Annotated in this window: 21 protein-coding genes; 8 read left to right on the top strand and 13 right to left on the bottom strand. The window is 32.5% G+C overall.

Features of this window, described 5'->3' with window-relative positions:
• Positions 1-4 precede the first annotated feature (4 nt).
• Together HGK31_RS11095 and HGK31_RS11090 are read right to left on the bottom strand one after the other, a co-directional pair.
• Positions 5-1,312 (bottom strand): ABC1 kinase family protein, encoded by a 1,308-nt coding sequence (locus HGK31_RS11095; RefSeq protein ID WP_191859944.1) that lies wholly within the window; start codon positions 1,310-1,312, stop codon positions 5-7.
• A gap of 9 nt (positions 1,313-1,321) precedes the next feature.
• Complete coding sequence (locus HGK31_RS11090; protein WP_191859942.1) at positions 1,322-1,978, bottom strand: TetR family transcriptional regulator C-terminal domain-containing protein; 657 nt, start codon at positions 1,976-1,978, stop codon at positions 1,322-1,324.
• 186 nt (positions 1,979-2,164) lie between these two features.
• On the opposite strand from HGK31_RS11090, the gene HGK31_RS11085 reads away from it, so the two are divergent.
• Positions 2,165-3,250 carry a DUF2911 domain-containing protein gene (locus HGK31_RS11085; RefSeq protein ID WP_191859940.1) on the top strand — a complete coding sequence of 362 codons (1,086 nt, stop codon included), beginning with the start codon at positions 2,165-2,167 and terminating at the stop codon, positions 3,248-3,250.
• Positions 3,251-3,311: 61 nt separating this feature from the next.
• Here HGK31_RS11085 and recG read toward each other — a convergent pair whose 3' ends face one another.
• Positions 3,312-5,414, bottom strand: coding sequence for an ATP-dependent DNA helicase RecG (recG, locus tag HGK31_RS11080; RefSeq protein WP_191859938.1), 2,103 nt, complete (start codon positions 5,412-5,414; stop codon positions 3,312-3,314).
• An 82-nt stretch (positions 5,415-5,496) separates the two neighbouring features.
• Here recG and HGK31_RS11075 point away from each other — a divergent pair, with 82 nt between their 5' ends.
• Complete coding sequence (locus HGK31_RS11075) at positions 5,497-7,503, top strand: M1 family metallopeptidase (RefSeq protein ID WP_191859936.1); 2,007 nt, start codon at positions 5,497-5,499, stop codon at positions 7,501-7,503.
• Between the two features lies 1 nt (position 7,504).
• A complete protein-coding gene (locus HGK31_RS11070) occupies positions 7,505-8,404 on the top strand; it encodes a patatin-like phospholipase family protein (protein ID WP_191859934.1) in 900 nt (299 codons plus the stop codon).
• Here the strand turns inward: HGK31_RS11070 and HGK31_RS11065 are convergent.
• Positions 8,388-8,909 carry a DUF7935 family protein gene (locus HGK31_RS11065; protein ID WP_104736047.1) on the bottom strand — a complete coding sequence of 174 codons (522 nt, stop codon included), beginning with the start codon at positions 8,907-8,909 and terminating at the stop codon, positions 8,388-8,390. The two genes, HGK31_RS11070 and HGK31_RS11065, sit on opposite strands and share 17 nt — an antisense overlap.
• Before the next feature lie 233 nt (positions 8,910-9,142).
• On the opposite strand from HGK31_RS11065, the gene HGK31_RS11060 reads away from it, so the two are divergent.
• Complete coding sequence (locus HGK31_RS11060; RefSeq protein WP_191859932.1) at positions 9,143-10,750, top strand: T9SS type A sorting domain-containing protein; 1,608 nt, start codon at positions 9,143-9,145, stop codon at positions 10,748-10,750.
• 64 nt (positions 10,751-10,814) lie between these two features.
• Here the strand turns inward: HGK31_RS11060 and HGK31_RS11055 are convergent, their stop codons facing one another.
• Positions 10,815-12,374 (bottom strand): FMN-binding glutamate synthase family protein, encoded by a 1,560-nt coding sequence (locus HGK31_RS11055; RefSeq protein WP_191859930.1) that lies wholly within the window; start codon positions 12,372-12,374, stop codon positions 10,815-10,817.
• Between the two features lie 52 nt (positions 12,375-12,426).
• On the opposite strand from HGK31_RS11055, the gene HGK31_RS11050 reads away from it, so the two are divergent.
• On the top strand, positions 12,427-13,986 hold the full coding sequence (locus HGK31_RS11050) for a DUF748 domain-containing protein (RefSeq protein ID WP_191859928.1): 1,560 nt from the start codon (positions 12,427-12,429) through the stop codon (positions 13,984-13,986).
• 92 nt (positions 13,987-14,078) lie between these two features.
• Entirely contained in the window at positions 14,079-16,412 is a 2,334-nt protein-coding gene (locus tag HGK31_RS11045) for an ATP-dependent helicase (RefSeq protein ID WP_191859926.1), read from the top strand.
• 4 nt (positions 16,413-16,416) lie between these two features.
• Here the strand turns inward: HGK31_RS11045 and HGK31_RS11040 are convergent, their stop codons facing one another.
• Complete coding sequence (locus tag HGK31_RS11040; RefSeq protein WP_191859924.1) at positions 16,417-17,385, bottom strand: hypothetical protein; 969 nt, start codon at positions 17,383-17,385, stop codon at positions 16,417-16,419.
• The gene (locus HGK31_RS11035; RefSeq protein ID WP_191859922.1) at positions 17,382-18,347 is read right to left on the bottom strand and encodes a pepsin/retropepsin-like aspartic protease family protein; all 966 of its coding nucleotides are present in this window, start codon (positions 18,345-18,347) and stop codon (positions 17,382-17,384) included. Before HGK31_RS11035 ends, HGK31_RS11040 begins: the two co-directional genes overlap by 4 nt.
• 146 nt (positions 18,348-18,493) lie before the next feature.
• Between HGK31_RS11035 and HGK31_RS11030 the strand changes: the two genes are divergently transcribed.
• The gene (locus HGK31_RS11030; RefSeq protein ID WP_191859920.1) at positions 18,494-19,114 is read left to right on the top strand and encodes an L-threonylcarbamoyladenylate synthase; all 621 of its coding nucleotides are present in this window, start codon (positions 18,494-18,496) and stop codon (positions 19,112-19,114) included.
• 51 nt (positions 19,115-19,165) lie between these two features.
• On the opposite strand, the gene HGK31_RS11025 is transcribed toward HGK31_RS11030, so the two are convergent.
• From HGK31_RS11025 to HGK31_RS11015, 3 genes are all read right to left on the bottom strand, one after another.
• On the bottom strand, positions 19,166-20,026 hold the full coding sequence (locus tag HGK31_RS11025) for an OmpA family protein (RefSeq protein ID WP_104736039.1): 861 nt from the start codon (positions 20,024-20,026) through the stop codon (positions 19,166-19,168).
• 104 nt (positions 20,027-20,130) lie between these two features.
• Positions 20,131-21,111, bottom strand: a complete 981-nt coding sequence (locus HGK31_RS11020) for a glycosyltransferase family 2 protein (RefSeq protein WP_191859918.1) — start codon at positions 21,109-21,111, stop codon at positions 20,131-20,133.
• Entirely contained in the window at positions 21,108-21,554 is a 447-nt protein-coding gene (locus tag HGK31_RS11015) for a type I restriction enzyme HsdR N-terminal domain-containing protein (RefSeq protein WP_191860103.1), read from the bottom strand. Before HGK31_RS11015 ends, HGK31_RS11020 begins: the two co-directional genes overlap by 4 nt.
• A 26-nt stretch (positions 21,555-21,580) precedes the next feature.
• On the opposite strand from HGK31_RS11015, the gene holA reads away from it, so the two are divergent.
• The gene (gene holA / locus HGK31_RS11010) at positions 21,581-22,585 is read left to right on the top strand and encodes a DNA polymerase III subunit delta (RefSeq protein WP_191859916.1); all 1,005 of its coding nucleotides are present in this window, start codon (positions 21,581-21,583) and stop codon (positions 22,583-22,585) included.
• A 2-nt stretch (positions 22,586-22,587) separates the two neighbouring features.
• Here holA and HGK31_RS11005 read toward each other — a convergent pair whose 3' ends face one another.
• From HGK31_RS11005 to HGK31_RS10995, 3 genes are read right to left on the bottom strand one after another with little or no spacing between them, the layout of a single operon-like run.
• Positions 22,588-22,911 carry a hypothetical protein gene (locus HGK31_RS11005; RefSeq protein WP_191859914.1) on the bottom strand — a complete coding sequence of 108 codons (324 nt, stop codon included), beginning with the start codon at positions 22,909-22,911 and terminating at the stop codon, positions 22,588-22,590.
• A 3-nt stretch (positions 22,912-22,914) separates the two neighbouring features.
• Positions 22,915-23,391, bottom strand: coding sequence for a hypothetical protein (locus HGK31_RS11000; RefSeq protein WP_191859912.1), 477 nt, complete (start codon positions 23,389-23,391; stop codon positions 22,915-22,917).
• Positions 23,392-23,418: 27 nt separating this feature from the next.
• Complete coding sequence (locus HGK31_RS10995) at positions 23,419-25,020, bottom strand: class I SAM-dependent methyltransferase (RefSeq protein ID WP_191859910.1); 1,602 nt, start codon at positions 25,018-25,020, stop codon at positions 23,419-23,421.
• Positions 25,021-25,100 lie beyond the last annotated feature (80 nt).

Below are 25,100 nucleotides of genomic sequence, written 5' to 3'. Positions count from 1 at the left end.
TATTCTAAAATCCAATGTTTTTTATTTTAATATTTTGAGCTTTTAAATCAAACATGAGATTGTATAGACCGAAAAATGACCTATTCATATAGATAAAATGTTTCGAACCTCTGTTACCATTCATTTTACGCAGTTGTGTGTTTTTCGAGTATTTCTCTCCTAAATCCGCAATTTTTCCAAAAAAATCTGCGTTTGAAAAATCAAAAATGGCCTCATGTAATGGTTGTGTAAACAAGCTTAACATGTCATGAAACATTTCGGTGAAAAAAGCAATTTCCTCGGGACTATCGTCGGGTCTTAATATTTCTAGTTCATACATTTTTTCGGTGAAGCGCGCTTTATTCGAAATGTTTTCTTTGTCAGCCAGTTCAAAATAAGGTTTATAAAATTCATCTGGAATGGTTTTCATACACCCAAAATCGAGAACGATCAAATCGCCTTCCTTTGAGATTAAAAAATTACCAGGATGTGGATCGGCATGAACTTTTTTTAATTTATGAATTTGATACATATAAAAATCCCAAAGTGCTTGACCAATTTTATTTGACAAATCTTGGTTCTGATTATAAGAGGTGAACTCAGATAAATGCTCACCTTTCATGTAGTCCATAGTTATGATACGTTCAGATGACCACTGTTTATAATACTTTGGAAATTTTAAATTGGGTATATGTTTGCAGGCTTCAGCTATTTCTTCGCTTTGCTGTAATTCAAGTATGTAATTGGTTTCTTCAATTAATTTGCTTTCAACTTCTTTAAAATATTTATCAGAACCATCTCCTTTAATGTTAAACATACTCATAGCGATTGGCTTTACCATAGCTAGATCAGAAGAAATACTTTCTGCAACACCAGGATATTGAATTTTTACTGCTAATGTTTTACCATCTTTTTCAGCCATATGTACTTGACCAATACTGGCGGCATTAACTGATGTAGCATTAAAGGTATCAAATAACGCATTTGGGTGTTTTTCAAAATATTTTTTGAATGTTTTTACAACTAGAGGCGGAGAGAGTGGTGGTACCGAAAATTGTGCTAAAGAGAATTTTTCCACGTAAGCACGTGGCATGATACTTTTTTCCATACTCAACATTTGAGCGACTTTCAAGGCACTTCCTTTTAGTTGTTTTAAACCATCATATATATCCGAAGCGTTATTTTCATTTAATCTTTCTTTGGCTTCAATTTCTGACTTGGTTATTTTATCTCCATAGTATTTTAGGTAATTTACGCCAACCTTGGCTCCGGTAGAAACTAGTTTAGAGGCTCGTTGTAGTTTGGATGTCGGAATTTTATCTATAGTTTTCATAGCTTATGTTTAGGGCATTTTAATTTTTTCTTTGAAAATAAATTTTCCAAAGTCAATCAGACTCTTAAGAGGTGTGACATCAAGTAAATCAAATGTTGTATTTACAGATTTTTCAATAAATACATCCGTCTTTTCAAAGCTAGGCGATGAATCGTCCATCCAAAACTTAAGTGTTAATAGCATTTGAATCCAAGCACTTTCTTTTAATCCAGCCTCTTGAATTTTATCTATTTGCTCTTGGTTAGTCTGTATAAGTTCAATTTTTAATTGTTGAATGTAAATCGTAAATGCCTTTTTTAATGGTGATAATAGTTTCATGCTTTTGAGACTATTCTTATGTTCTGAAAGCGCCATTAATACATAACTTCTGTTAGCAGTTAAATTCTCAAAAAAGGTGTAATAAAAACTTAACAATTTATGTCTGGCATCATATTCTAAATAGTCTTTACTCGCATTTAAGACCTGGATGGTGCTATTGAAAATTTCAGTGAAAATTTCAGGTTCAATAGCGTTTAAAGTCCCGTAATGCTTATAAAAGAGCGTTTCTTCGAAATTATAAGCTTTTGCAAATGCATATACTGATTCCGGTTTTTTGTGGTTTTCTAGAACATATTCCATATAGAATGAAATGATGTCCTTTTTTGATATATTTTTTTTCTTTCCCATAATAGTTTTGTTCAACTTTATTTTTATAAAGTTAGACAAAAGTACATTATTATTTTGGATTCAGCAAAAAAATAACTTCTTAATAAAGCGTTAATTAACAGTTGATTAGTGTTAATTAACAGAATACTAACAACTAGGCCTTTGATTTGTGTCTAACTTCATAACAACTAATTAATTCAATGTATTATGAAAAAAATCAACTTTTATGTCGTTTTACTTTTATTAGTATATAGTACTTCGGCTCAAGCACAATTAAACACGCCACGCGGTAGTCAGCTTGCTACAGTTACCCAGCGTGTTGGAATTACTGATATCAGTATTACCTATTCTAGACCTAGCGTTAATGGTCGAGAAATTTGGGGATCATTAGTGCCTTATGGTATGAATAATTTAGGTTTTGGAACGGCTACTGCAGCGCCATGGCGGGCAGGTGCAAATGAAAACACAACCATTACATTTAGTCATGATGCCTATGTAGAAGGCAAGCCCATTAAGGCAGGTACTTATGCGCTTTTTTTTGAAGTTAAACCAAATAACGAAGCTACACTTATTCTCTCTAAGGATAATCAGGCTTGGGGTAGTTTTTATTATGATCAGAAGCGTGATGCACTTCGTGCGAATATTTCAACTAAAAAAGCTCAACATCATGAACTACTTACATTTGAGTTTAATACTGTAAATACGAACGATGCCATAGCGTCATTAGTTTGGGGAGACAAAGAATTTCCCTTCAAAATTGCCGTCGATGTCACTGATGTTGTATTGGATGAATTTCGAGCAAAATCGAATGGTCAATTCGGTTTCAATCGTCAAAATTGGGAGCAGGCTGCAGCTTATGCGCTTAATAATGGAGGAGACCTAAATGAAGCACTGGGCTGGATTGATGGTGCAATTTCTGGCAATTTTTATAGCCAAAAAACGTTTAATAATTTGGCTATCAAAGGTCAGATTTTAAACAAACTTGGTCGAACCGATGAATATGCTGCACTTATGGATGAAGCATCGGGTATGGCAAACAAACAACAGTTAAATGCTTTAGGCTATCAGATGATGAATGCTAAAGATTATGAGCGCGCTGTTGCCTTTTTTAAAGAAAATATTGTTAGACATCCTGATGATCCCAATGGATATGATAGTCTCGGAGAATGTTACAAGAATATGGGTGAAAACCAAAAAGCCATTAAAAACTTTAAAAAGTCACTCTCAATGAACCCGCCGGCTAATGTTAAGGCTAATTCAGAAAAACACCTAAAAGAATTAGGTGCATTATAGTGTCATCAATCTAATCACTAATAGTTTTGTATTAAAAGCTTAGCCATATGGTTGAGCTTTTTTAACTGATATAGTTCCAAATGTTACGGTATTTACTCATTTGTTTATACGTATGCAGTAGAACTTTGTTTTGTGGTGAGGATAGTGCGGGGTCATTTTTAAGAATTTGTTGTGCATAATAGCGCGCCGATTTCAAGATGTCAGTATCTTTTAATAAATCTGCTATTTTTAAATTAAGCACACCGCTTTGTTGGGTCCCCATAATGTCACCGGGCCCACGTAAACGTAAATCCACCTCTGCAATTTCAAATCCATCATGAGTCCGCACCATAGTTTCTATTCTTACTTTACTGTCGTTACTCAATTTATGGCTGGTCATAAGTATACAATAGCTTTGTTCAGCTCCACGACCAACCCGACCTCGCAATTGGTGTAATTGCGAAAGACCAAAGCGTTCAGCACTTTCAATTATCATAACCGATGCATTTGGGACGTTAACACCAACTTCAATTACAGTAGTTGCTACCATGATTTGGGTTTCGCCCTTTACGAAACGTTGCATTTCATAGTCCTTATCCGCAGCTTTCATTTTGCCATGTACAATGGATATTTGGTATTTTGGTTTAGGGAAATCACGTTCAATACTGGCATAACCATCCATTAAATCCTTATAATCCATTTTTTCGCTTTCTTGTATCAATGGGTAAACGATATAAATTTGTCGTCCTTTTTCTATTTCATCTCTAATAAACCGGAATACCTTTAGTCTGTTTTTATCATAGCGATGTACAGTTTTTACTGGCTGTCGCCCAGGAGGTAATTCATCAATTATTGAAATATCTAAATCGCCATAAACAGACATAGCTAAAGTTCTTGGAATAGGTGTAGCCGTCATGACTAAAATGTGTGGTGGCGAGGTGTTTTTATGCCATAATTTACTTCGCTGTGCTACTCCAAAACGATGCTGCTCATCAATAATTGCCAGACCTAAATTTTTGAATTTTACGACATCCTCGAGTAGGGCGTGTGTGCCAATAAGTATCTGTAAATTGCCATTTTCTAAATTTTCATGAATTTCTCTTCTTTCTAAAGTGTTACTTGACCCTGTTAGTATTTTTATACTGATATTCAGTTTGTTACACCAATCATATAATCCGTTATAGTGTTGTACTGACAAAATTTCAGTCGGAGCCATTAAGCAAGCTTGAAAACCATTGTCAAGTGCCATGAGCATTGACATGAAGGCTACAATGGTCTTCCCGGAGCCAACATCGCCTTGCAATAGTCGATTCATTTGCGCGTTACTGCCTAAATCCTGTCTTATTTCTTTTAAAACACGTTTTTGTGCATGGGTTAATTCGAATGGTAAATGTTGTGAAAAAAATGAGTTGAAATAATCACCAACTTGAGAAAAAGGAAAGCCTTTAATTTTAGATTTATGAATGAGATTTTTAAGAATGAGCTGTAATTGAATGTAGAATAATTCTTCAAATTTTAGACGATATTGAGCCTTTGAAAGTAACTCTTGATTTTGAGGAAAATGAATATTAAAAAGTGCTTCACTTTTTGATATTAATCTCTGATTTTCTAATAACTCTGGCGATAAGGTTTCGCTAAATCGTCCTTTAGTTTCTGTAAACAGTTGTTGCATGATTTTAAGAACAACACGATTGCTAATGCCTTTATTAGTTAGCTTTTCAGTGGAAGGGTAAATGGCTTGCATGGCCGACTGAATACTAGTTTGATGATCTTTGAGTAATTCCATATCTGGGTGAGGCATGGAAAACTTACCATTAAACCAATTGGTCTTCCCGAAAACCACGTATTCGGTATTGAGTTTGAGGTTTTCTCTAATCCATTTGTGTCCACGAAACCACACCAATTCCATAATGCCTGTATCATCCTGAAACGTAGCTACAAGTCGTTTGCCGCGTTTTTGTGCGATTTCTTCAAACTTGATAATTTTCCCAATAATTTGAACTTCGGCAGTATTACGCTGTAATTCATTGATTTTATAATACTTCGTTCGATCTAAATACCGATTAGGAAATAGATTAATTAAATCTTGATAGGTGTGAATGCCGAGCTCTTTGCGTAGTAATTCTGCGCGATTTGGGCCTACGCCTTTTAGATAATCTATTGGTGTTTGAAGATTAGTACTCACAATAGCGAAATTAACTTATTTCAGGCAATTCGAGAAATGCAAATTTTTGTATTTTGGACTAATCTTTGCGTAAATAAATACTATGAGAACACTTTTTAGCTTACTTTTTCTTTGCTTTACTTACGTGACTTTTTCGCAACAGATAGATTATGTGGATTTTATATCTGCTAAAACAAATATTTTTGAAATTGATATTAAGGAAAATCTTATAAGTGGTGAAATAATTTATGAGTTTGATATTTTGAAGGATGTCGATTCAGTCTTTGTCGATGCTGTAGATTTCAAACGCTGTGTTATTTCGTTAAATAATTCTAAAGTGAAGATTCCTGAATATAATGGCAAACAAATTATTGTTAGAGAAGCGTTCAAGGCTGGTAAGCGCTATAGACTCCTCATAAATTGGGTGGTTGAACCTAAACAATCTCTTTATTTTGTAGGCTGGGAGAATAATGCGCCAAATCAAATTTGGACACAAGGTCAAGGTAAATACACGAGTCATTGGTTGCCGAGTATTGATGATATGAATGATAAAATAGAATTTGATTTAGCGATAACTTTTGACAATGATTTTGAAGTTATTGCTAATGGTAATCTTATTGAAAAAGAAGTGGGAGTGATTTCGACTAAATGGCATTATGACATGGAAAAACCTATGTCTAGCTACCTAGTGGCATTGGCAATTGGTAAGTACGATAAAACAGTAGAGACTTCGAACTCTGGCGTTCCATTGCAAATGTATTTTTACCCGCAAGATTCCCTAAAAGTAGAGCCCACCTATCGTTATACAAAGCAGATGTTTGATTTTTTAGAAGAGGAAATAGGAGTGCCTTATCCTTGGCAAAATTACAAGCAAGTTCCTGTACATGATTTTTTGTATGCTGGTATGGAAAATACGAGTCTCACCATTTTTTCAGATGCTTTTGTGGTTGATTCTATAGGTTTTAACGATAGAAATTACGTAAATGTTAATGCGCATGAATTAGCACATCAATGGTTTGGTAATCTGGTAACGGAGACTTCGGGAACGCATCATTGGTTACAAGAGGGTTTTGCAACCTATTATGCGTTATTAGCTGAACGACAGGTGTTTGATAATAATTACTATTATTGGCGATTGTTTGAATATGCGCAGGAGTTATTTGATCAAGATAATCGTGGTCTAGGAACCTCATTGCTTAATCCTAAATCGAGCAGTACGACATTTTATAAGCGAGGTGCCTGGGTTTTACATGCCTTAAAGGAATTGGTTGGAGAAGCTATTTTTAAGCAGGCTGTAAAAAATTATTTAAATAAATATCAATTTCAAAATGTTGAAACATCAGATTTTTTTAAAGAAGTGGAGCAATTGCATGGTAAGTCATTAAATGAGTTTGTTTCAGAATGGCTAAAGGCAGAAACATTTCCTTACAACAAGGCAATGGCAAGTCTCGAAAAATCTGTATTTATTCAAGAGTACTTGATGGCTGATTGTGAGGCCAAAAATTCAAAATGTGATTATTACTTATCGGCACCGCTTTCTGCTGAAGCTAAATCAAAAATCGTATCGCAAGTCCCGGAAAGAATCACATCTGATGTTTTTAAAAATGGGATGAAAGTAAGGCAGGCTATTGCGAAATCTTTGCAGAAAATACCCAGTAGTCTTAAGGTTGAATATGAGTCGCTTTTAGATGATGCATCATATGTGACTCAAGAAGCAGCTTTGTACAATCTATGGCTCAACTTTCCTGAAGGCAGGGCTTCGTATTTAGATAAAATGAAAGAGGTTCAGGGTTTCAATGACAAAAATGTTCGTCAAATATGGTTGGTTTTGGCCTTTGTGACTCCTGACTACCAAAATGATAGAAAACAGCATTTTTTTGATGAACTGGTGAGTTACACTTCAAGTGATTTTGGGTTTGAGGTTAGGCAAAACGCCTTTTCTTATTTGCAAGCACTGGATATTTTTAATGATGTCGCTCTTGAGAATCTTTATGAGGCTTCAAAACACTTTAATTGGCGATTTAAATCGTTTTCTAAAGATTTGCTAGATGCCTTGTCAAATGATGTGAGGTATCAAGGTAAAATAAATTTAATAAAATCTAAAAACTAGTATGCGAGCATTGGTGATTTCTGGAGGTGGAAGTAAAGGAGCGTATGCGGGTGGCGTTGCTCAATATTTGATGGAAGATCAAGGCAGGGTTTATGATATGTTTTTAGGGACTTCAACGGGAAGTTTGCTTGTTCCACATTTGGCGGTTAACAATATTCCGAAATTGTATAATCTTTTTACGAATGTTCAACAGCATGATATTTTTAGTGTGAGCCCTTTTGTACAGCGCCAAAAAGGTAATAGAGAGTATGTTTCAATTGATTTTATTAATTCGCTATGGCAATTTATTAGATTAAAGCGTACGTTTGGCGAGAGCAAGGCTTTAAGACGTAATATTAGACGAAATTTTACTTTAGAAGAGTATAATACTATAAAAAAAACCAAGCACGATTTAGTGGTAACGGTTTCTAATCTTTCCAAAAATAGAGTAGAGTATAAGTCTATTAAGGATTGTAGTTATGAAGAATTTTGTAATTGGATTTGGATTTCCTGTAATTATATACCCTTCATGTCAATTGCTAAAGTGGATGGATATGAATACGCCGATGGTGGTTTGGGATGTGTAGTGCCTATTAGAGAAGCAATTTTACGTGGTGCTACAGAAATTGATGCTGTGGTTTTGGAGGCTGAAAATATGGAGCACAACAAGGTGTTGGGTAAAAATCCCTTTTCGTTATTATTGAATTTATTTGGGCATCTTCTGGATCAAGTGGAGCGTAACGATATAATTATTGGTAAGTTGGCTGCAAAAAACAAGGGTGTTAAGTTGAATATTTATTACACCCCAACCTCATTGACGGAAAATTCTTTGATTTTTAGTAAACGGTTAATGGTGAAATGGTGGCAACAGGGTTATGATTATGCCAAAGCAAAGCATGATTTGATTACCACATCTCGCTAACCTCTTGTTTTATGTAAGATAATGCAGCATCGCTAGGTGCTCTTTTTTCCATCATTTCAGTTAAAACAACTTCACGTAGTTTATTGGCGGAATCTGTTTTTTCTAAAAGACTCGCTTTTCTAATGAGTTGAATTGTAGCATTTTTAGCTGCTGTTATAATGTTCCAACATTCGTCACTTAAATATATTTGCTGGGATAAATTATGCTCAAACTCCTGATCAATTGTTTGTATAAGTAAAGACTCGTAAGTGTCTTTATCAGAATTAATTGGACTTACTCGTATTAGTAATTTTGATGGTGTAATTCGCTCTAAAAAAAGAGCCATACGTTCATAGGCTTGCAACCGTAGTGGCATGGCGTTTACTTGCAAATCTTTTTGTAATAAAAAACGTCTTCTACCGTCTTCATTTTTTGTGTGTTCCTTAAAAAAGTAATAAGCGATTAAACCAGTTATAAGAGCTGGAATAGCATATAAAAATAATCCAATAATCTGTTCAGTTTCCATAATTTATATTTTCATAAGCAAACATAGTCTGTTTTTTATTTTAAACAAAATCAAGCGATAAGTTTGTAAAATCGCCTTTATTTCAATGATTTTCAATGATTTTTAAGTATTTGAAAAACAGCATTATATAAAATTAAAATGCATTTTATCGAAAAAATATGCATTTCATAGAGTGTTTTTTGTATATTAGCACCCAATAGTCAAATATTTTAAAATTAGTAACCCCAAATCTAATGAAAAATAAGACCTACTTTAGTTATGCTATACTATGTAGTGCTGTATCAAGGTTTAAGCGCAGTTATTTATGTGTAACCTTTGTATTATATGCAATATCGTCATATGCTCAATATACAGCTATTCCTGACACGCATTTTGAAGAAACTTTAGTCCAGTTGGGTTATGATGATTATCCGCTTGATAATCAGGTTCCAACGGCTAACATCAATACTGTAACTTATTTAAATGTTTATGGCAAGGGAATTCAAGATCTTACAGGTATTGAAGGATTCACCTCTTTAACAGTTCTAAATTGTAGTGCTAATAATTTATCTCATTTAGATTTATCGTCAAATGTAAATTTAACAGATTTAAGGTGTCACTATAATCAAATTAGTAACATTACTTTACCAAGTAGTCATAATCTTGTGAGTTTGATATGTCACTCCAATTTTATTTCAGAACTAAACATTTCTGAATTATATGCTTTAGAGGAAATAGATTGTTCAGATAATTTAATTGAAGAATTAGATTTAAGCAGTAATTCGCATTTGGTGAAGTTAAACTGTAACAATAACAGTTTGGCACAAATTGATACTAGTAATAATCCTTGGATTAAGGAATTACAATGCCGAAACAATTTTCTTGAGAGTCTTCAGGTTAATAATAATAGTCTTTTGGAGTTTTTAGACTGCTCTTACAATTTAATAAATAACATCAACTTAAATTTTAATGGAAACTTAAAAAAGCTGTTTTGTAATGATAATCAAATATCAAACTTGAACTTGCAACAAAACATTGAGTTGCAAAATTTGAATTGTGACGCTAATCGCATGGATAATTTAAACATTAGCTCAAATACCGAATTACTTCAGCTATCATGTAGTCAAAACCAATTAAGAAGATTAGACGTTTCACAAAATATAAATCTGGAAAGTTTATCTTTTTTTAATAATCAAATTGATGAAATAGATTTAACAAATAATGTAAATATCAGACATCTTTATAGTTATGATAACCCTCTAGGAGAATTAAATTTAAGCACCAATGCTGCATTAACTCATTTATCGTGTGGTAATAACGCTTTGTCTCAATTAGACGTATCAGCAAATGGGTCATTGAATTATTTAAATTGCATTAATAATAACATTTCTGAATTGGACATTTCTAATAACTTCTATTTGAGAAGGTTGTTGTGCGAAAACAATGATTTGGAATATTTAAATGCGGCTAATGGTAATAATACATTTATTAGAAATTTTAGTGCATATAGTAATCCGCAATTATCGTGTGTAAAGGTTGACAACCCACAGTATAGTAGAGCTAATTGGACTGACATAGATGAGCAAACAGAATATAGTGAAGAGTGTTCAAGCCTTTCAGTTGATGATAATGACTTAACTACTATGATTGTTTTTCCAAATCCTGTAAAGAATAGTGTAACGGTTTCAAGCACCACAGAATTAAATTTTAATTTAATCAATGTGAAAGGTCAATCCTTATTGAACGGTCAACTAACATATACAAATAATACTATTGATATGTCTAATTTATCACAAGGCGTTTACTTTTTAAAGCTCATTTCAGATCAAGGAAGTATCGTTAAGAAAATAATAAAAGAATAATTAATATTTTTTCAGAGTTGTTTATGTAAAATGCTTCACTTTAATTTAATTAAGTGGAGCATTTTTATTTGTGATTTCCGCCTAAAAAACCGCAGGATTTTAATGCTTGAATACCATTGAAAGGCACTGCAGTTTTTTCGTACATATAGGTTTTATTTAAATCTTCAGACAGATTGTGGTCATCTACATTAACGTCAATATCTTTCATTTGAAATTGGCAAGGATGTTCATAGCCTGCTGCATGAGTTATTTCAATAAGTTCTTTTCTAAAGGTTTTGAAGTATTGCGCCAGCCGTTCTGATTTCAATGGTATGTTGATACCACTTTGTAACCATTTGCTTTGAGTTGCAACACCACTTGGGCATCTATTAGTATGACATACTTGAGCTTGAATACAACCAATACTCATCATGGCTTCTCTTGCAACATTAATACAATCTACTCCCATAGCAAATGCCATAGCGGCTTTGGCAGGAAAACCTAGTTTACCACTGCCAATGAATACTATACGATCTGTTAAGTTTCTATCTTTAAAAAGCTTATAAACATCACTAAAGCCATAAACCCATGGCAGTGAAACATGATCGGCAAAACTTGGAGGTGCTGCTCCAGTACCACCTTCGCCACCATCAATTGTTATAAAATCAGGACCCTTGCCAGTTTTTAGCATTAAATCCGCAAGCTCTATCCACTGATCTAGTTTTCCAATTGCTGCTTTTATACCAACGGGAAGTCCTGTTTTTTCAGCGATAATTTCTATAAACTCCAACATTTCAGGAACATTAGAAAATGCCGAATGATTGGGTGGGGAAAGAACATCTTTTCCAAGTGGTACATGTCTAATATTAGCAATTTCTTTAGTTATTTTCGCAGCTGGAAGCACACCACCTTTACCAGGCTTGGCACCTTGTGACAGTTTTATTTCAATAGCTCTGATATAAGGTGTTTTTTCTACCATGTCCACCAGTTTTTCTATTGAAAAATCACCATTTTCATCACGCACGCCAAAATAACCTGTCCCAAAATGAAAAATCACATCGCCACCGTTACAGTGGTAAGGAGATAAACCGCCTTCGCCTGTGTTGTGATAAGCATGAGCCATTTTTACACCTTTATTTAATGATTCAACAGCTTTTGCAGAAAGAGAACCAAAACTCATTGCTGATACATTGATAATAGATGCTGGTCTATAGGGTTTTTTGCGTTTATTGTGTAATCCCATAACTTTTGCACAAGGCAAAAATGTTTTGTCAAGATAATTGGGATGATTTTTATCAATTTTGAAAGGCATCATCGCATTATTTATAAAAATGTGCTGATGCGCATAGATATCTCTGTCTGTACCAAAACCTTCATAATTATTTTCCTTTTTTGCAGATGCATAAATCCAGCTTCTTTCAATTCTATTAAAAGGAAGTTCTTCTCTATTGTTGGCAACAAAATACTGACGAATTTCAGGACCTATACTTTCAAATAAATATCTAATGTGACCAATAATAGGAAAGTTATGGCTTATAGTATGTCGTTTTTGAAAAAATATATCACGAATTGCAACAATTAAAAGTACAATTAAGACCCACATCCACCATGTGATATGGCTTAATATTTCAGTAAATTCAGTCATTCTAATAAAATTTAAAGTAAATATATTTAAAAATTATGGATATATTTATTGTATGCATAGAGCGATAAAGCTGATTTTTCTATTTTTCATTAGCACACTGATTATCTTAATAATTGGCATTTTTATTGCTCAAAATTCTCTAAAAAACAAGATAGAAACCGCACTGCGAGAAAGATTGCCAGATTATGTGAGTCTTAACTATTCTGACTTGGACTTAAGTCTATTTAGAAACTATGTTGAGATGCATAATGTCGAAATATTAAGGGTTGGAAAGGTTACGAGCGAAACAAGTTTTAGCGTTTCGTTCAAAAAATTAGGAGTTTACAAAATAAACTATTGGGATTACCTTTTTAACGACTGTATTGATGTAAACAATGTCAAGATTGTAGAGCCCATAGGTACTTACTATCATAATGAGATTGTACCAAAAAAGGAATATAATTTACCTAAAACAATAGAAGTAAAAAAAATCATTAACGTAAGAAATTTTGTTATTTCAAACGGAACATTCCAGGCCTATGATACACAAACTGATTCATTGCTTTTAGATTTAAAGAATTCACAGTTTACTTTAAGAAATATACATTTTGATAAAGAAACTTTTATAAAAAAAGTACCCTTCGAATATGAAGATTATAGTTTTCAATTTGAAGAATTGTTTTACAGGTTAAATGATTTTGAAAATTTGACTACTAAAAACTCCGAATTTAAAAATGAAACTAGTGTAATTAGAGATTTTAGATTAAAAACAAAGTATTCAAAGGAAAAACTGTCAAGTATTATTATCAATGAACGTGACCATTATGATATAGAAGCTGATTCGGTATGGTTAAAAGATTTTAATTTAGAAAGATTGATAGATTCAATTTCTCTTGTAGCTTCAACAAAAACAACTGTTTATAATTCTACAATTAATGTGTATAGGGATAAATTGGTTAATGATGACTTAAGAATAAAACCATTATACAGCAAAATGTTAAGGGATTTAAATTTTTATTTGAAGTTAGACACCATTAGCATCAATAATGCTAATATCCAATACGAAGAAAAAGTAAGAGTGGATAATGTGGCTGGAATTATTACATTTTCAGATTTCAATGCAACAGTTCAAAACTTTAGTAATACCTATAAATCACCTGTTCAAACTATTATTGAAATAGATGCCAATTTCATGAATCATGCACCTTTACAAGCTACGTGGCAATTTGATGTTAATAATCAATCTGATTTATTTTTATTTCAGGCTGAAGCGAGTAATTTACAAGCTGACAATTTAAATGATTTTACAGTACCAAATTTTAATAAGCGTCTTGAAGGTGAGCTTGATAAAACATATTTAACAATTAGTGGCAATTCACAAGAATCAAAAATTGATTTTAAAGTAAAATATAAACATTTTGATGTGGTTGCATTAAAAAAGAACGGAAAGGATAAAAACAAAATTCTTTCAAAAGTATTTAATCTGTTTGTTTCAAAAAATAGTAAGAATGGGAATAGTAGCTTTAAAGAAGTCACAAAATCTAATATTGAGCGCGATAAAACTAAATCTGTTTTCAACTATATATGGATTAGTACTAGAGCAGGCCTGATAAAGGCCTTAACAATTGAATAAATTTTTTGACATAAATTGTTTATAATTATTCATAATTCACGAGCCATAAACGTTTTACAATACTTATTTTCACACTTTGAAAAAAGAGAGTTTTGGAAAAGTATTTAAGTCAGTTAAATGATGCGCAATTAGCACCTACGATACAAAAAGAAGGGCCCATGATTGTTATTGCTGGAGCAGGTTCTGGCAAAACGCGAGTTTTAACATATCGTATAGCCTATTTAATGAGTCAAGGTATTGATCCCTTTAATATACTGGCTCTAACATTTACCAATAAGGCAGCTCGTGAAATGAAAGCACGTATTGCTACCATTGTCGGTGAGAGTGAAGCCAAAAATCTTTGGATGGGTACATTTCACTCGGTATTTGCTAAAATCTTACGTTTCGAAGCGGATAAATTAGGCTTTCCTAGCAATTTTACTATTTATGACACACAAGATTCTGATAGGTTGATTGCTTCAATTATTAAAGAAATGGGATTGGATAAAGATGTGTATAAATACAAACAGGTTCGCTCCCGAATTTCTTCTTATAAAAACAGCCTAATAACCGTTAAAGCCTATTTTCAAAATCCGGAATTAGTTGAAGCCGATACGATGGCTAGGCGCCCACGTTTAGGTGAAATATATAAAAACTATGTTGATCGCTGCTTTAAAGCTGGTGCTATGGATTTTGATGATTTATTGTTAAAAACCAATGAATTGCTTACAAGATTCCCTGACGTATTGGCTAGATATCAAGATAAGTTTCGGTATATTTTAGTAGATGAGTATCAAGATACCAATCATTCTCAATATTTAATTGTTCGAGCACTTTCTGATAGATTTCAAAATATTTGTGTAGTTGGTGATGACGCACAAAGTATTTATGCTTTTCGTGGCGCTAATATTAATAACATACTCAATTTTCAACGCGATTATGATGATGTAAAAGTGTTTCGATTAGAGCAGAACTATCGTTCCACAAAAAATATAGTTAATGCTGCTAATTCTATTATTGATAAAAACCAAACCAAATTAGACAAGGTTGTATGGACAGCTAATGACGAAGGGTCTAAAATTATTGTCAATCGCTCTTTAACGGATGGTGACGAGGGACGTTATGTAGCCAGTTCTATTTTTGAAAATAAAATGCAAAATCAACTTCAGAATAGTGATTTTGCTGTGCTGTATCGTACAAATGCCCAATCACGTGCCATAGAGGATGCCTTGCGAAAGCGTGACATCCCTTATCGTATTTATGGAGGGTTGTCATTTTATCAACGTAAAGAGATTAAGGATGTATTGTCGTATTTACGATTGGTTATTAATCCAGCCGATGAAGAAGCCTTAAAACGTGTTATAAATTATCCAGCTCGAGGAATTGGTCAAACTACTTTAGATAAGCTTATCGTAGCAGCCAATGGATATGAGCGCACCATTTTTGAAGTTCTTGAAAATATCGATAAGCTAGATATTGGAGTAAACTCTGGAACAAAAACAAAACTCAAAAACTTTGTGACTTTAATCAAAAGTTTTCAGGTATTGAATGAAAAAGCTAATGCCTTTGAATTAGCTGAACATGTTGTGAAGGCTAGTGGTTTAATTCGGGAATTCAATAAAGATGGTACACCTGAAGGCATTGCTAGAATGGAAAATATCGAAGAGCTTTTAAATGGTATCAAAGATTTTGTTGAAGGACAAAAGGAAATCGTTGATGCTACGGCTTCATTAGCAGAATTTTTAGAAGATGTAGCGCTTGCCACTGATTTAGATGCTGACAAAGGTGATAGTAACCATGTGGCTTTAATGACTATCCATTTAGCCAAAGGATTAGAGTTTCCATATGTGTATATTGTTGGTATGGAGGAAGACTTATTCCCAAGTGCTATGAGCATGAACACACGTAGCGAGTTGGAGGAGGAGCGACGATTGTTTTATGTGGCTTTAACACGTGCCGAAAAACAAGCTTACTTAACTTATGCTTTGTCACGTTATCGTTGGGGAAAGTTAATCGATTCTGAACCTAGTAGATTCATAGAAGAAATAGATGATCAATATCTCGATGTTGTAACACCAATTGAAGAGCGACGCTTCAATCCTATGTTGGATGCCGATATTTTTGGTGATGTTGAACCTAATAAAATTAGATTCAAAAAACCAGTTCAACCAACAATAAAAAAAGGAAGAACAACAGTAAATAAAATTGAAAAGAAAACAATTTCAACCCCAAAAAACCTAAAACCAGTTTCAAAAACATCAGGTAATACCAATTTATTTGATAGTAAGTTGGCAGTTGGTAATATTGTTGAACATTTGCGATTTGGAAAAGGCGAAGTCCTAAAAATTGAAGGAACTGGAAGTGATGTTAAAGCTGAAATAAAATTTAATAATGGAGGCGTCAAGAAGTTGTTACTCCGCTTTGCTAAATTGGAGGTTATTAGTTAAGAAACTATTTGACCATAAAAACAGAATTAATGTTTCCTTTTCCGTCATATTCTTTTACAGGATTATCAGGATCTACCATCCATTCATTATCCACAATAAATTTGTAATGATGCTTTCCTCCAGTTAGAGTCAAGTTTAAAGTCCAGCCAAAATCTGTTTTTTTCATTTTCGGAGCATCTTCAGACCAATTATTAAAACTTCCTGACAAGATGACTTCTTCAGCATCCAAAAAATTCCGTAATTCAAAGGTTACTTCTTTGGTAATATTAATTACCGAATTATATTCACCGTATTCGTTTTCAACTTTATCTGGATTATAAGGGTCTTCAATCCAATTTCCGTCAACTATATAACGATATTGATAAGATCCAGGTTTAATTTCTAGTGTTATTTCCCAACCATTCTCCACTTTGTTCATAGCGAAAAGATTTTCATCCCATTTATTGAATGACCCAGCAAGAATTACTTTTTTTGCATTTTTATGTCCATATAATTTAAAACAAGCATTACCATCCTCATTTTGATAAGCTGTATAAAACTTTAAATTATAAACATTTAGAGGACTTCCGCTTGGGGTTTTTGCAGGAGCAATATTAGCAATATTATCATTGGGTTCAGCCCAGTATTTTCCATTAATAAGGAACTTAAATTCCCAAGAAAATTCATTGGTGAAATCAGATATTTTTTTTCTTAATTCAAAGGTATTGATACCAATTTTTTTCATTTTCCATTTGTCGCGAGTCCAATTGTTAAATTGCCCAGACACTATAACTTCTTTTATATTTAAATCGTCAAAATCATTGATGCTGCCTATTTCATCAGAAGTGATTCTGTTGTAATCGCTAATGTCAAATACAAATACAATATCATCACCTTCTATCTTGTAACCTAAAACATTTTCTTCTTGTGAAAAACTTAAGGCGCAAGTGATAAAGCATAAAATACTAATACTATGTTTTATAAATAATTTCAATGTTTTTCTATGGGATAATTTATAAAATACAATTTCTCTTTCTGATAATTTATGATGGTTCTTTTTTGTTTAAAAAACTCATAGCCTAAAATACCATCCAAATCTGTACCAAAAGCTTGGTTAATACTCCGCAAGTTGGTTAAAACAGTGTCCATGGGACCAAAATAGATGGTTTCACTTAATCTCACTCGATGTAGTTTTCCGGCAATTACTTCTTTTTTATTGTTGCTCGCATCAATTAAAGTTAAGCGTTTCTTTGGAATAAAGAATTGAAGGATTTCTTTATTAAGGTTTTTACTTATTTGATTGAATTCTGCTGCGGTGTCAAGTCCAAACGTCACTTTCTTATTATTGATGTCGCCAAAGAGTAAAATAGTATGATTATTTAATGAGAAATTTAAACTATCAACTATTTCTTCGAGGTAAACTTTTTTATCAAGTTTATTTCCAGCTTTATCAACTTTTGATAATGTAATTTGATTCAAATATAAATCAACAAACACTTCATAATCTTTTAAAACGGAATAGCCAATAATTCCTAATAGTTTTATCTTTTTGCTTTTTTCTATGTGGGAAAGGTTAATAACATCAGACTTTAAAGCTTCTAATTTAAAGTTTTGAAGTACAAAATCCTTTATCTGTTTTTCATATGGATTATCAATGGCTTCCAATACACCAAAAGTTTGATTGTCTTTTTCCTGATGTTTATAAAGGTTTTTAAAGTGTACTTTGTTCAGAATCATGGCTTCTGATCCCGTATCAATAATAAAATTTCCATTTTGACCATGAATTTGAGCTTCTACAACAATAAGATGATCTACAAGTTTAAAAGGAATTCGCGTTGTGTATTCATTAACTTTTTCAGAATTTGGAAAAATAATAGATCTTTTACTCTTTAAATCATTTGCGTTCAAAAAGTTTGAATAGCATGTAATTAGTATAAATAATAGTATTCTTGGCATATTATTAAGACTGAAAAAACAAGTAAATGTTACAGAATTTATCCGATAGATTATAAATTTAAGCTTAATTTTCGAAATGTTTTGATGGTGATTAATAATTCAAATAAAAATATTTAATTTGTATAACATCATTTCACCAAATCACTATGGCAGAATTTATTAGAATTTACGAAGAGAATCCTAATCCAAGGGAGATAAAAAAAGTGGTGGATGTATTAAAGCGAGGTGGCTTGATAATTTATCCAACCGATACCGTTTATGGATTGGGTTGTGATATTACTAATACTAAAGCCTTGGAAAAAATTGCTCGCATTAAAGGTGTAAAACTTGAAAAGGCTAATTTTTCATTTGTTTGTCATGATTTGAGCAATTTGAGTGATTATGTTAAGCAAATTGATACAGCTACGTTCAAAATTTTAAAACGCGCGCTTCCTGGACCTTACACATTTATTTTACCTGGAGCAAAAACATTGCCTTCTGTTTTTAAGAAGAGAAAAACAGTTGGTATCCGTGTTCCTGGCAATCAAATTGCTTTAGAAGTAGTAAAAGAATTGGGCAATCCTATAGTTTCTACTTCTATACGTGATGATGATGATGTTATTGAATATACAACTGATCCCGAACTTATTTTAGAGAAATGGGATAATATTGTTGATTTGGTTATTGATGCTGGTTATGGTGATAATGTAGCCTCAACTGTTATTGACTTATCTGAAGATGTGCCTACTATTATTAGAGAAGGTAAAGGCAGTTTGGAGATATTCTAATAAAAAAGCTCAATCTTTCGATTGAGCTTTCCATAAATACTTTCTTAAATATTATCCGCCGTTAGCTTCAAGACTTTTCATTTCTTTTTCTATCATATCATAGAATTCGTCAATTTTTGGTAAAATAACAATTCTAGTACGTCTATTGGCAGCTCTGCCTTCGGCAGTATCATTGGTATCAATTGGAACATATTGTGAGCGACCTGCAGCAATAAGTTTTCCAGAATTAACTCCTAAATCTTCAAGTACGCGCACTACTGAAGTAGCACGTTTTACACTTAAATCCCAGTTGTCAATTAATGGTGGCTTATTATAAGGTACAGGGTCTGTATGCGCCTCTACCATACATTCAAAGTTAGGTTTGCTTTTTACAACTTTAGCAACTTTACCTAAAACTTCTTTTGCACGATCGTTTACAACATAGCTACCGCTCTTGAATAATAATTTGTCAGCAATAGAGATAAAAACAACACCTTTTTCAACATTTACTTCAATATCAGGATCATTTATACCTACTTCTTTTTTCAGACTAGTAACCAAAGCTAGCATAACGCTATCTTTTTTGTTCATAGCATCTTGCAGTCTTGAAATTTTTAAATCTTTTTCTTTCATGCTTTCTAAAGTCTTTTCAACATTAGAGGCACCTTTAGAGGTTAGCATAGTAAGATCTTTATTACTCTGAATTAAGTTTTCGTTAGAATTTTTTAAATCAGCAATACGATCTTCTAGAGATTTTGCTCGCGCTTCAGCAGAAGCCTTGTCTGCTAAACATGAATTCAATTTTACTGTAGCCGTATTTAATAAATCCTGCGTTTCTTTTTGTTTTTCTTCTAATGCAGCATATTCTTTTTTGGAGACGCACGAACCTAAAAGAAACATAGCAGATATACCAAATAAAATTATTTTTTTCATTTTTTTAATGTGTTTTAGTTGTTATTAATTAACATATCAAAATTATACAAAAGAATAATCCATCTTAACTCTATTAACAAAAACTTTAACATTTTTATAAACAATCAAAAATACTTATTGTTTTTTATATAATAATCCCATACAATAGAAGTGGTTTTGTAGTATTGAGGACATTTTGGAGAGCTTTTTCGCTTTTTTAGATATTTATAGAAATTGAGGTAGAAACTTATATGTGCTTTCAGTATGGCGAATAAATGGTTGAACTTGAATTCAAATAAAAACTTTATTCCTGCCAATCCATCTAACAGTAGTCTGGTAACTATCAAGATGAACAGATTACCAGGTGCATTTTTTACAAGATTAAAAAGACTGTTTCGGAAGTTTAAATAGGTTTTTTTCGGATTGGTGTTTTGTAGTGTTGCACCACCTACATGATAAACTTTTGAAAGTCCAACATACTGCGTTTTGTAACCCATATTAAAGGCACGCCAACACAAGTCTATTTCTTCCATGTGTGCAAAAAACGATTCGTCAAAACCTCCTAATTTGTCAAACACAGGTTTTCTAATAAACAAGCAAGCGCCAGAAGCCCAAAAAATAGTTTGTTCATCGTTGTACTGCCCTTTATCTTTTTCAACGGTGTTAAATATCCTACCTCTACAATAAGGATAGCCAAATTTATCAATGAAACCTCCTGCTGCACCAGCGTATTCAAAATAGGTTTTGTTTTTGTAGTCTAAAATTTTAGGTTGAATTATAGCAGTTTCTTCGAGATTTTTAAACGTATCTTGGATAGGTGCTAACCAGTTTTTGGTTACTTCAATATCGCTATTTAATAAGCAGAAGATATCAGCTTCAATACTTTTTAGGGCTTCGTTATACCCCTTGGCATAACCACCATTTTCAGAGTTTTGAATAATTGTTACTGATGGAAAATTATTTTTTAGAAAGCTAACAGAATCATCATTAGAAGCATTGTCAGCCACATAAACATCGGCTCCTTCAGAGTTGGATATGACCGAAGGTAAAAACTGCTCTAATAGCTTTTTCCCATTCCAGTTTAATATGACAACGGCTATTTTCATCTTTGATATGATGGAATATCTTTTAAAAATAGATAGCACTCTTTTTCTAAATCCATTTGGCAATAATAATGATTTAAACCATTGGTAACCATTAAATACGAAGCGTTTAATGATAGGTTATAACGTGCAATTTGATCAAATGTGTCTTGATCGATAGAAGTTTTAGGTGCTTTACATTCCACAATTAAATGAATGGATCCGTCAGTATTATAAACTACAATATCATAGCGTTTTTTTAAATCATTTATTTGCAATTCTTTTTCAACATTGATTAGTGAAGCAGGATATTTTTTTTCCTTGATAAGGAACTGAACGCAATGTTGTCTTACCCATTCTTCAGGTTGTAAAACCACAAACTTTTTACGAATAGAATCAAATATAGATACTTTATTTTCGCTATTTTTGAAACGAAATGAATATGTAGGGAATTGTAATTCTTGCACAACACAAATTTGGTGATTTTTTTTCAATGGATGAAGTTAAAGCGTTAGTTAGTGATATAAAAAGTAGAAAGTTTGTGCCTATTTATTTTTTGATGGGTGAAGAACCTTATTACATTGATAGAATTTCGGATTACATTCAAGAAACTGTATTAACTGAAGAAGAGCGTGGCTTTAATCAAATGGTATTATATGGAAGGGATGTTTCTATTGAAGATGTCATTTCAAACGCTAAGCGTTATCCCATGATGGCAGAACATCAAGTTGTTGTGGTTAAAGAGGCACAAGATTTAGCAAGAAATATTGAGAAACTTGTTGATTATGCCAATCAGCCGCAACCTTCTACTATTTTGGTGTTTAATTATAAATATAAAACCCTAGATAAACGTAAGACATTATACAAAACGCTCAAAAAAACAGGTGTTGTTTTTGAGAGTAAGAAATATTACGACAATCAAATTCCAAATTGGATTAGTCGTGTTTTGGCTGGTCAAAACTATACTATTACCCAAAAGGCAGCCTTGATGTTAGCTGAATTTTTAGGTACAGATTTAAGTAAGATTAGCAATGAATTAAATAAGCTAAAAATTGTTTTACCTGAAGGCACACAAATTACACCAGAACTTATTGAAGAAAATATAGGTATTAGTAAGGACTATAATAATTTTGAATTACATAAAGCAATTGGCTCACGTGATATTTTAAAAGCCAATAGAATCATCAAATATTTTGGTGAGAACCCAAAGGATAATCCCATGGTTCTAACTGTTGGTTTCTTACACACCTATTTTTCAAAGCTATTGCATTTACATGGTTTAAAGGATAAATCGCCTAGAAGTGTTGCTTCTGCTCTAAAAATATCACCTTATTTTACAGAAGAGTACATTACAGCTGCCAGAAATTACCCAATGAAAAATGTAAGTGCTATCATTTCCACGTTAAGGGAGTTTGATGTAAAAAGTAAAGGAGTGGGTTCTAATGCTGTACCACAAAAAGATTTGTTGAAAGAATTACTTGTTAGAATTATGAATTAGTTCTATTTTGGAGGTAAGCTTATAACATAATCAAAACTTTTATTTAATAGTTTAACCATAAAATCAGAATCATTCAACATTTTTTCAGTGATTAGAACATAATCTTTCATTACTGCTCCATACGACATGAATTTTGTAGTATTGTGTTCTTCCTTAAAAGTGTCACAATGCGCTTTAGGCAGCCTTACTCCAAGTTCACCAGCTTTATTCAATAATGAAAACATATAACCATTAGCAGATGTGTAAGGCATGGTTTTGCCTTTTCGTTCAAATCTTGGACATAATGCAACGAGACTATCATAAATTTTAAGTGTTTCTTCTCGCATAAATTAAGAGTTAATTAATTCTAATTGCTGATTATAGTCATATTGTAAATCTTCATGAAGAGAACTAATTAATTTTTGAATACTAAATATTTGTCTTTCGTAAATATTTGTCAAAGTCTTATTTCTAAATATTGAAGGTTTAAGCGCTTTAAGCTGCCCACAAAAATAGAGTAGGAGTTCAACTTCTGTTTCTTTTTTTAATGAATACCTAGCGAATTTTTTAATGAGCCGTAGTATCTTTCGAACACTTTTTTTCATGTAGAAATAACTATCAGTATTTATGTTTTCAAATAATTGATCAAGTTCTACTTTAATTCCTTCTACAAATTGTGTTTCATCATGAGATTCAAATAACAGATAGGTTAACAATTCTTTGTTTTCTTTCTTAAAACGAACTAACCTTAAACAAAGTTGCATAAGCTCTTCGTGAGAACGATGATTAAGTTCTTTTCTTATAGTAACTACAGATTCTGCTTTCATTTAATATTTTGTATTTTTTCTGTGTTTTTAACCTTTTAAAAGATTTATGCTTACTGTAGCCAAATTACTATCTGGAAATTTTGTGAAGTATTTACCATCAGGTATAAGCTCTGCTTCCATTGCTATTTTGTGGAAAACATCTACTTCCAAAATGTATTGATCACTATACCCATGTGTGGCATCATAGGCTGTTGCTGCTGTAATTCCTAAATTTTGAGCGGTTAACTTGGGGTTTATGGTATGCAGTTCTATTACTAATAAACCAAATTTTTCTACATAAGGTTTCCATTTCTTAAGATGTTCTAATAGTGAATCTTCAACCAAATTATTATTTAAGCGTGCTCCTTGATATACATAAGCTCCGGACGATGTACTGGTGCGATCAGTAATATGAGTTGGTTTTTCCCAAATACGATTATGATCTAAAAATGTTCTAACATTCAATAAATCCTGAAGTTCAATATTGTAATCTTCTTTGAGGTCTTTGGCTAATAAATCAGGTCTGCCAATGTCACCCCAAATGACTTTTGCCCAAATATCAGCTTTTATTAAGTTGGCTCTTGTAACTTTTAATGCCGCCTTATTAAAATCAGCGCCAACCAATAAAAGTGGGTGTTCGTCAAGATATTTTCCACGTAGTGTCTGATGTTCAATAACATCAAAAATATGCTGAATAAAGGCACCATTTCCACAACCCATATCTAAAATACCTTTAGGCTGTTCGTCGATAGGTTTATTAAACAATTCAATAATAACCTGATCAATAACCTTGAAATAGGTTGAGTGTGCACCACCACTTCCCCAAACATTCATTTCACGATGTACGTGCTTTTCGGTTTCAGCAGGATCATTTGTTTTTAATATTAGTGGATTGCCAAAAATAAGTTCGTCTAATTTTACAAACGTTGGTAAATAAGAAACAGTAACACCATAAGCTGAAGCACGTTTGGCAAAAAACAAACCTTCATCTGAAAATTGATAGGTGTTCTTCTTTTTGACAAACCAACCTAAATGTGCAAAGAAATCTAATATTTTTTTAAAGCTTTCAGGGTCTTTATGATATTCTTCAGCCGTAAATGAAGCCTCCATGAAATACTTGTGAAACAAACCATTAACACCTAATAAAACGATAATAGGACCTACTATACAGCCTTCAATATGTTTTAGTATTTGGTGTTCAACAGAATCATTTTGAGTGTTTTTTAATCCAAATTGACTTTCATATTTTTTGAATATTCGCTCTAAAACAATAAAAGCATCAGCTCCAATACGTTCTTCTGGAAATTTTACAGAGTAATTAATTAGTTTTACAACGTCTTCATAAAGCGATGCTAGTTCAAAAGCGCTTTTACTTGAATCATTTGTTTCGTAAGATATTGTATTGGTTTTGTTGTCTAAATGTTGGATTAACCAACCTTGAGAACATAATATTCGCAGTGCTACGTTTAAATAGCCTTCATTAGCCTTAAAATTTTGTGTAAGTTTTTCTAAAGAAACCAACTTATTATTAAGAAGAAAATCTAAAACACCTTTTTTGTATAAAGAGTAAGCTGTTGTTGCTGTTGCAATACCATCTAGATGTCTAAAAATAATACCACGGAGTTGTTCTTTATCTGTTTTGGAAAGCATGACTTGTCGGTTAGATTATAAATATAAAAAAACCTTTCAACATATTGCTGAAAGGTTTGTGGTATCTAACAAATTGACTA

It is taken from the genome of Hanstruepera ponticola (assembly GCF_012931685.1).
GTDB classification, from domain to species: domain Bacteria; phylum Bacteroidota; class Bacteroidia; order Flavobacteriales; family Flavobacteriaceae; genus Hanstruepera; species Hanstruepera ponticola.
Note: the sequence above shows the minus strand (reverse complement) of the source record. Positions and strands in the feature narration are given on the sequence as shown.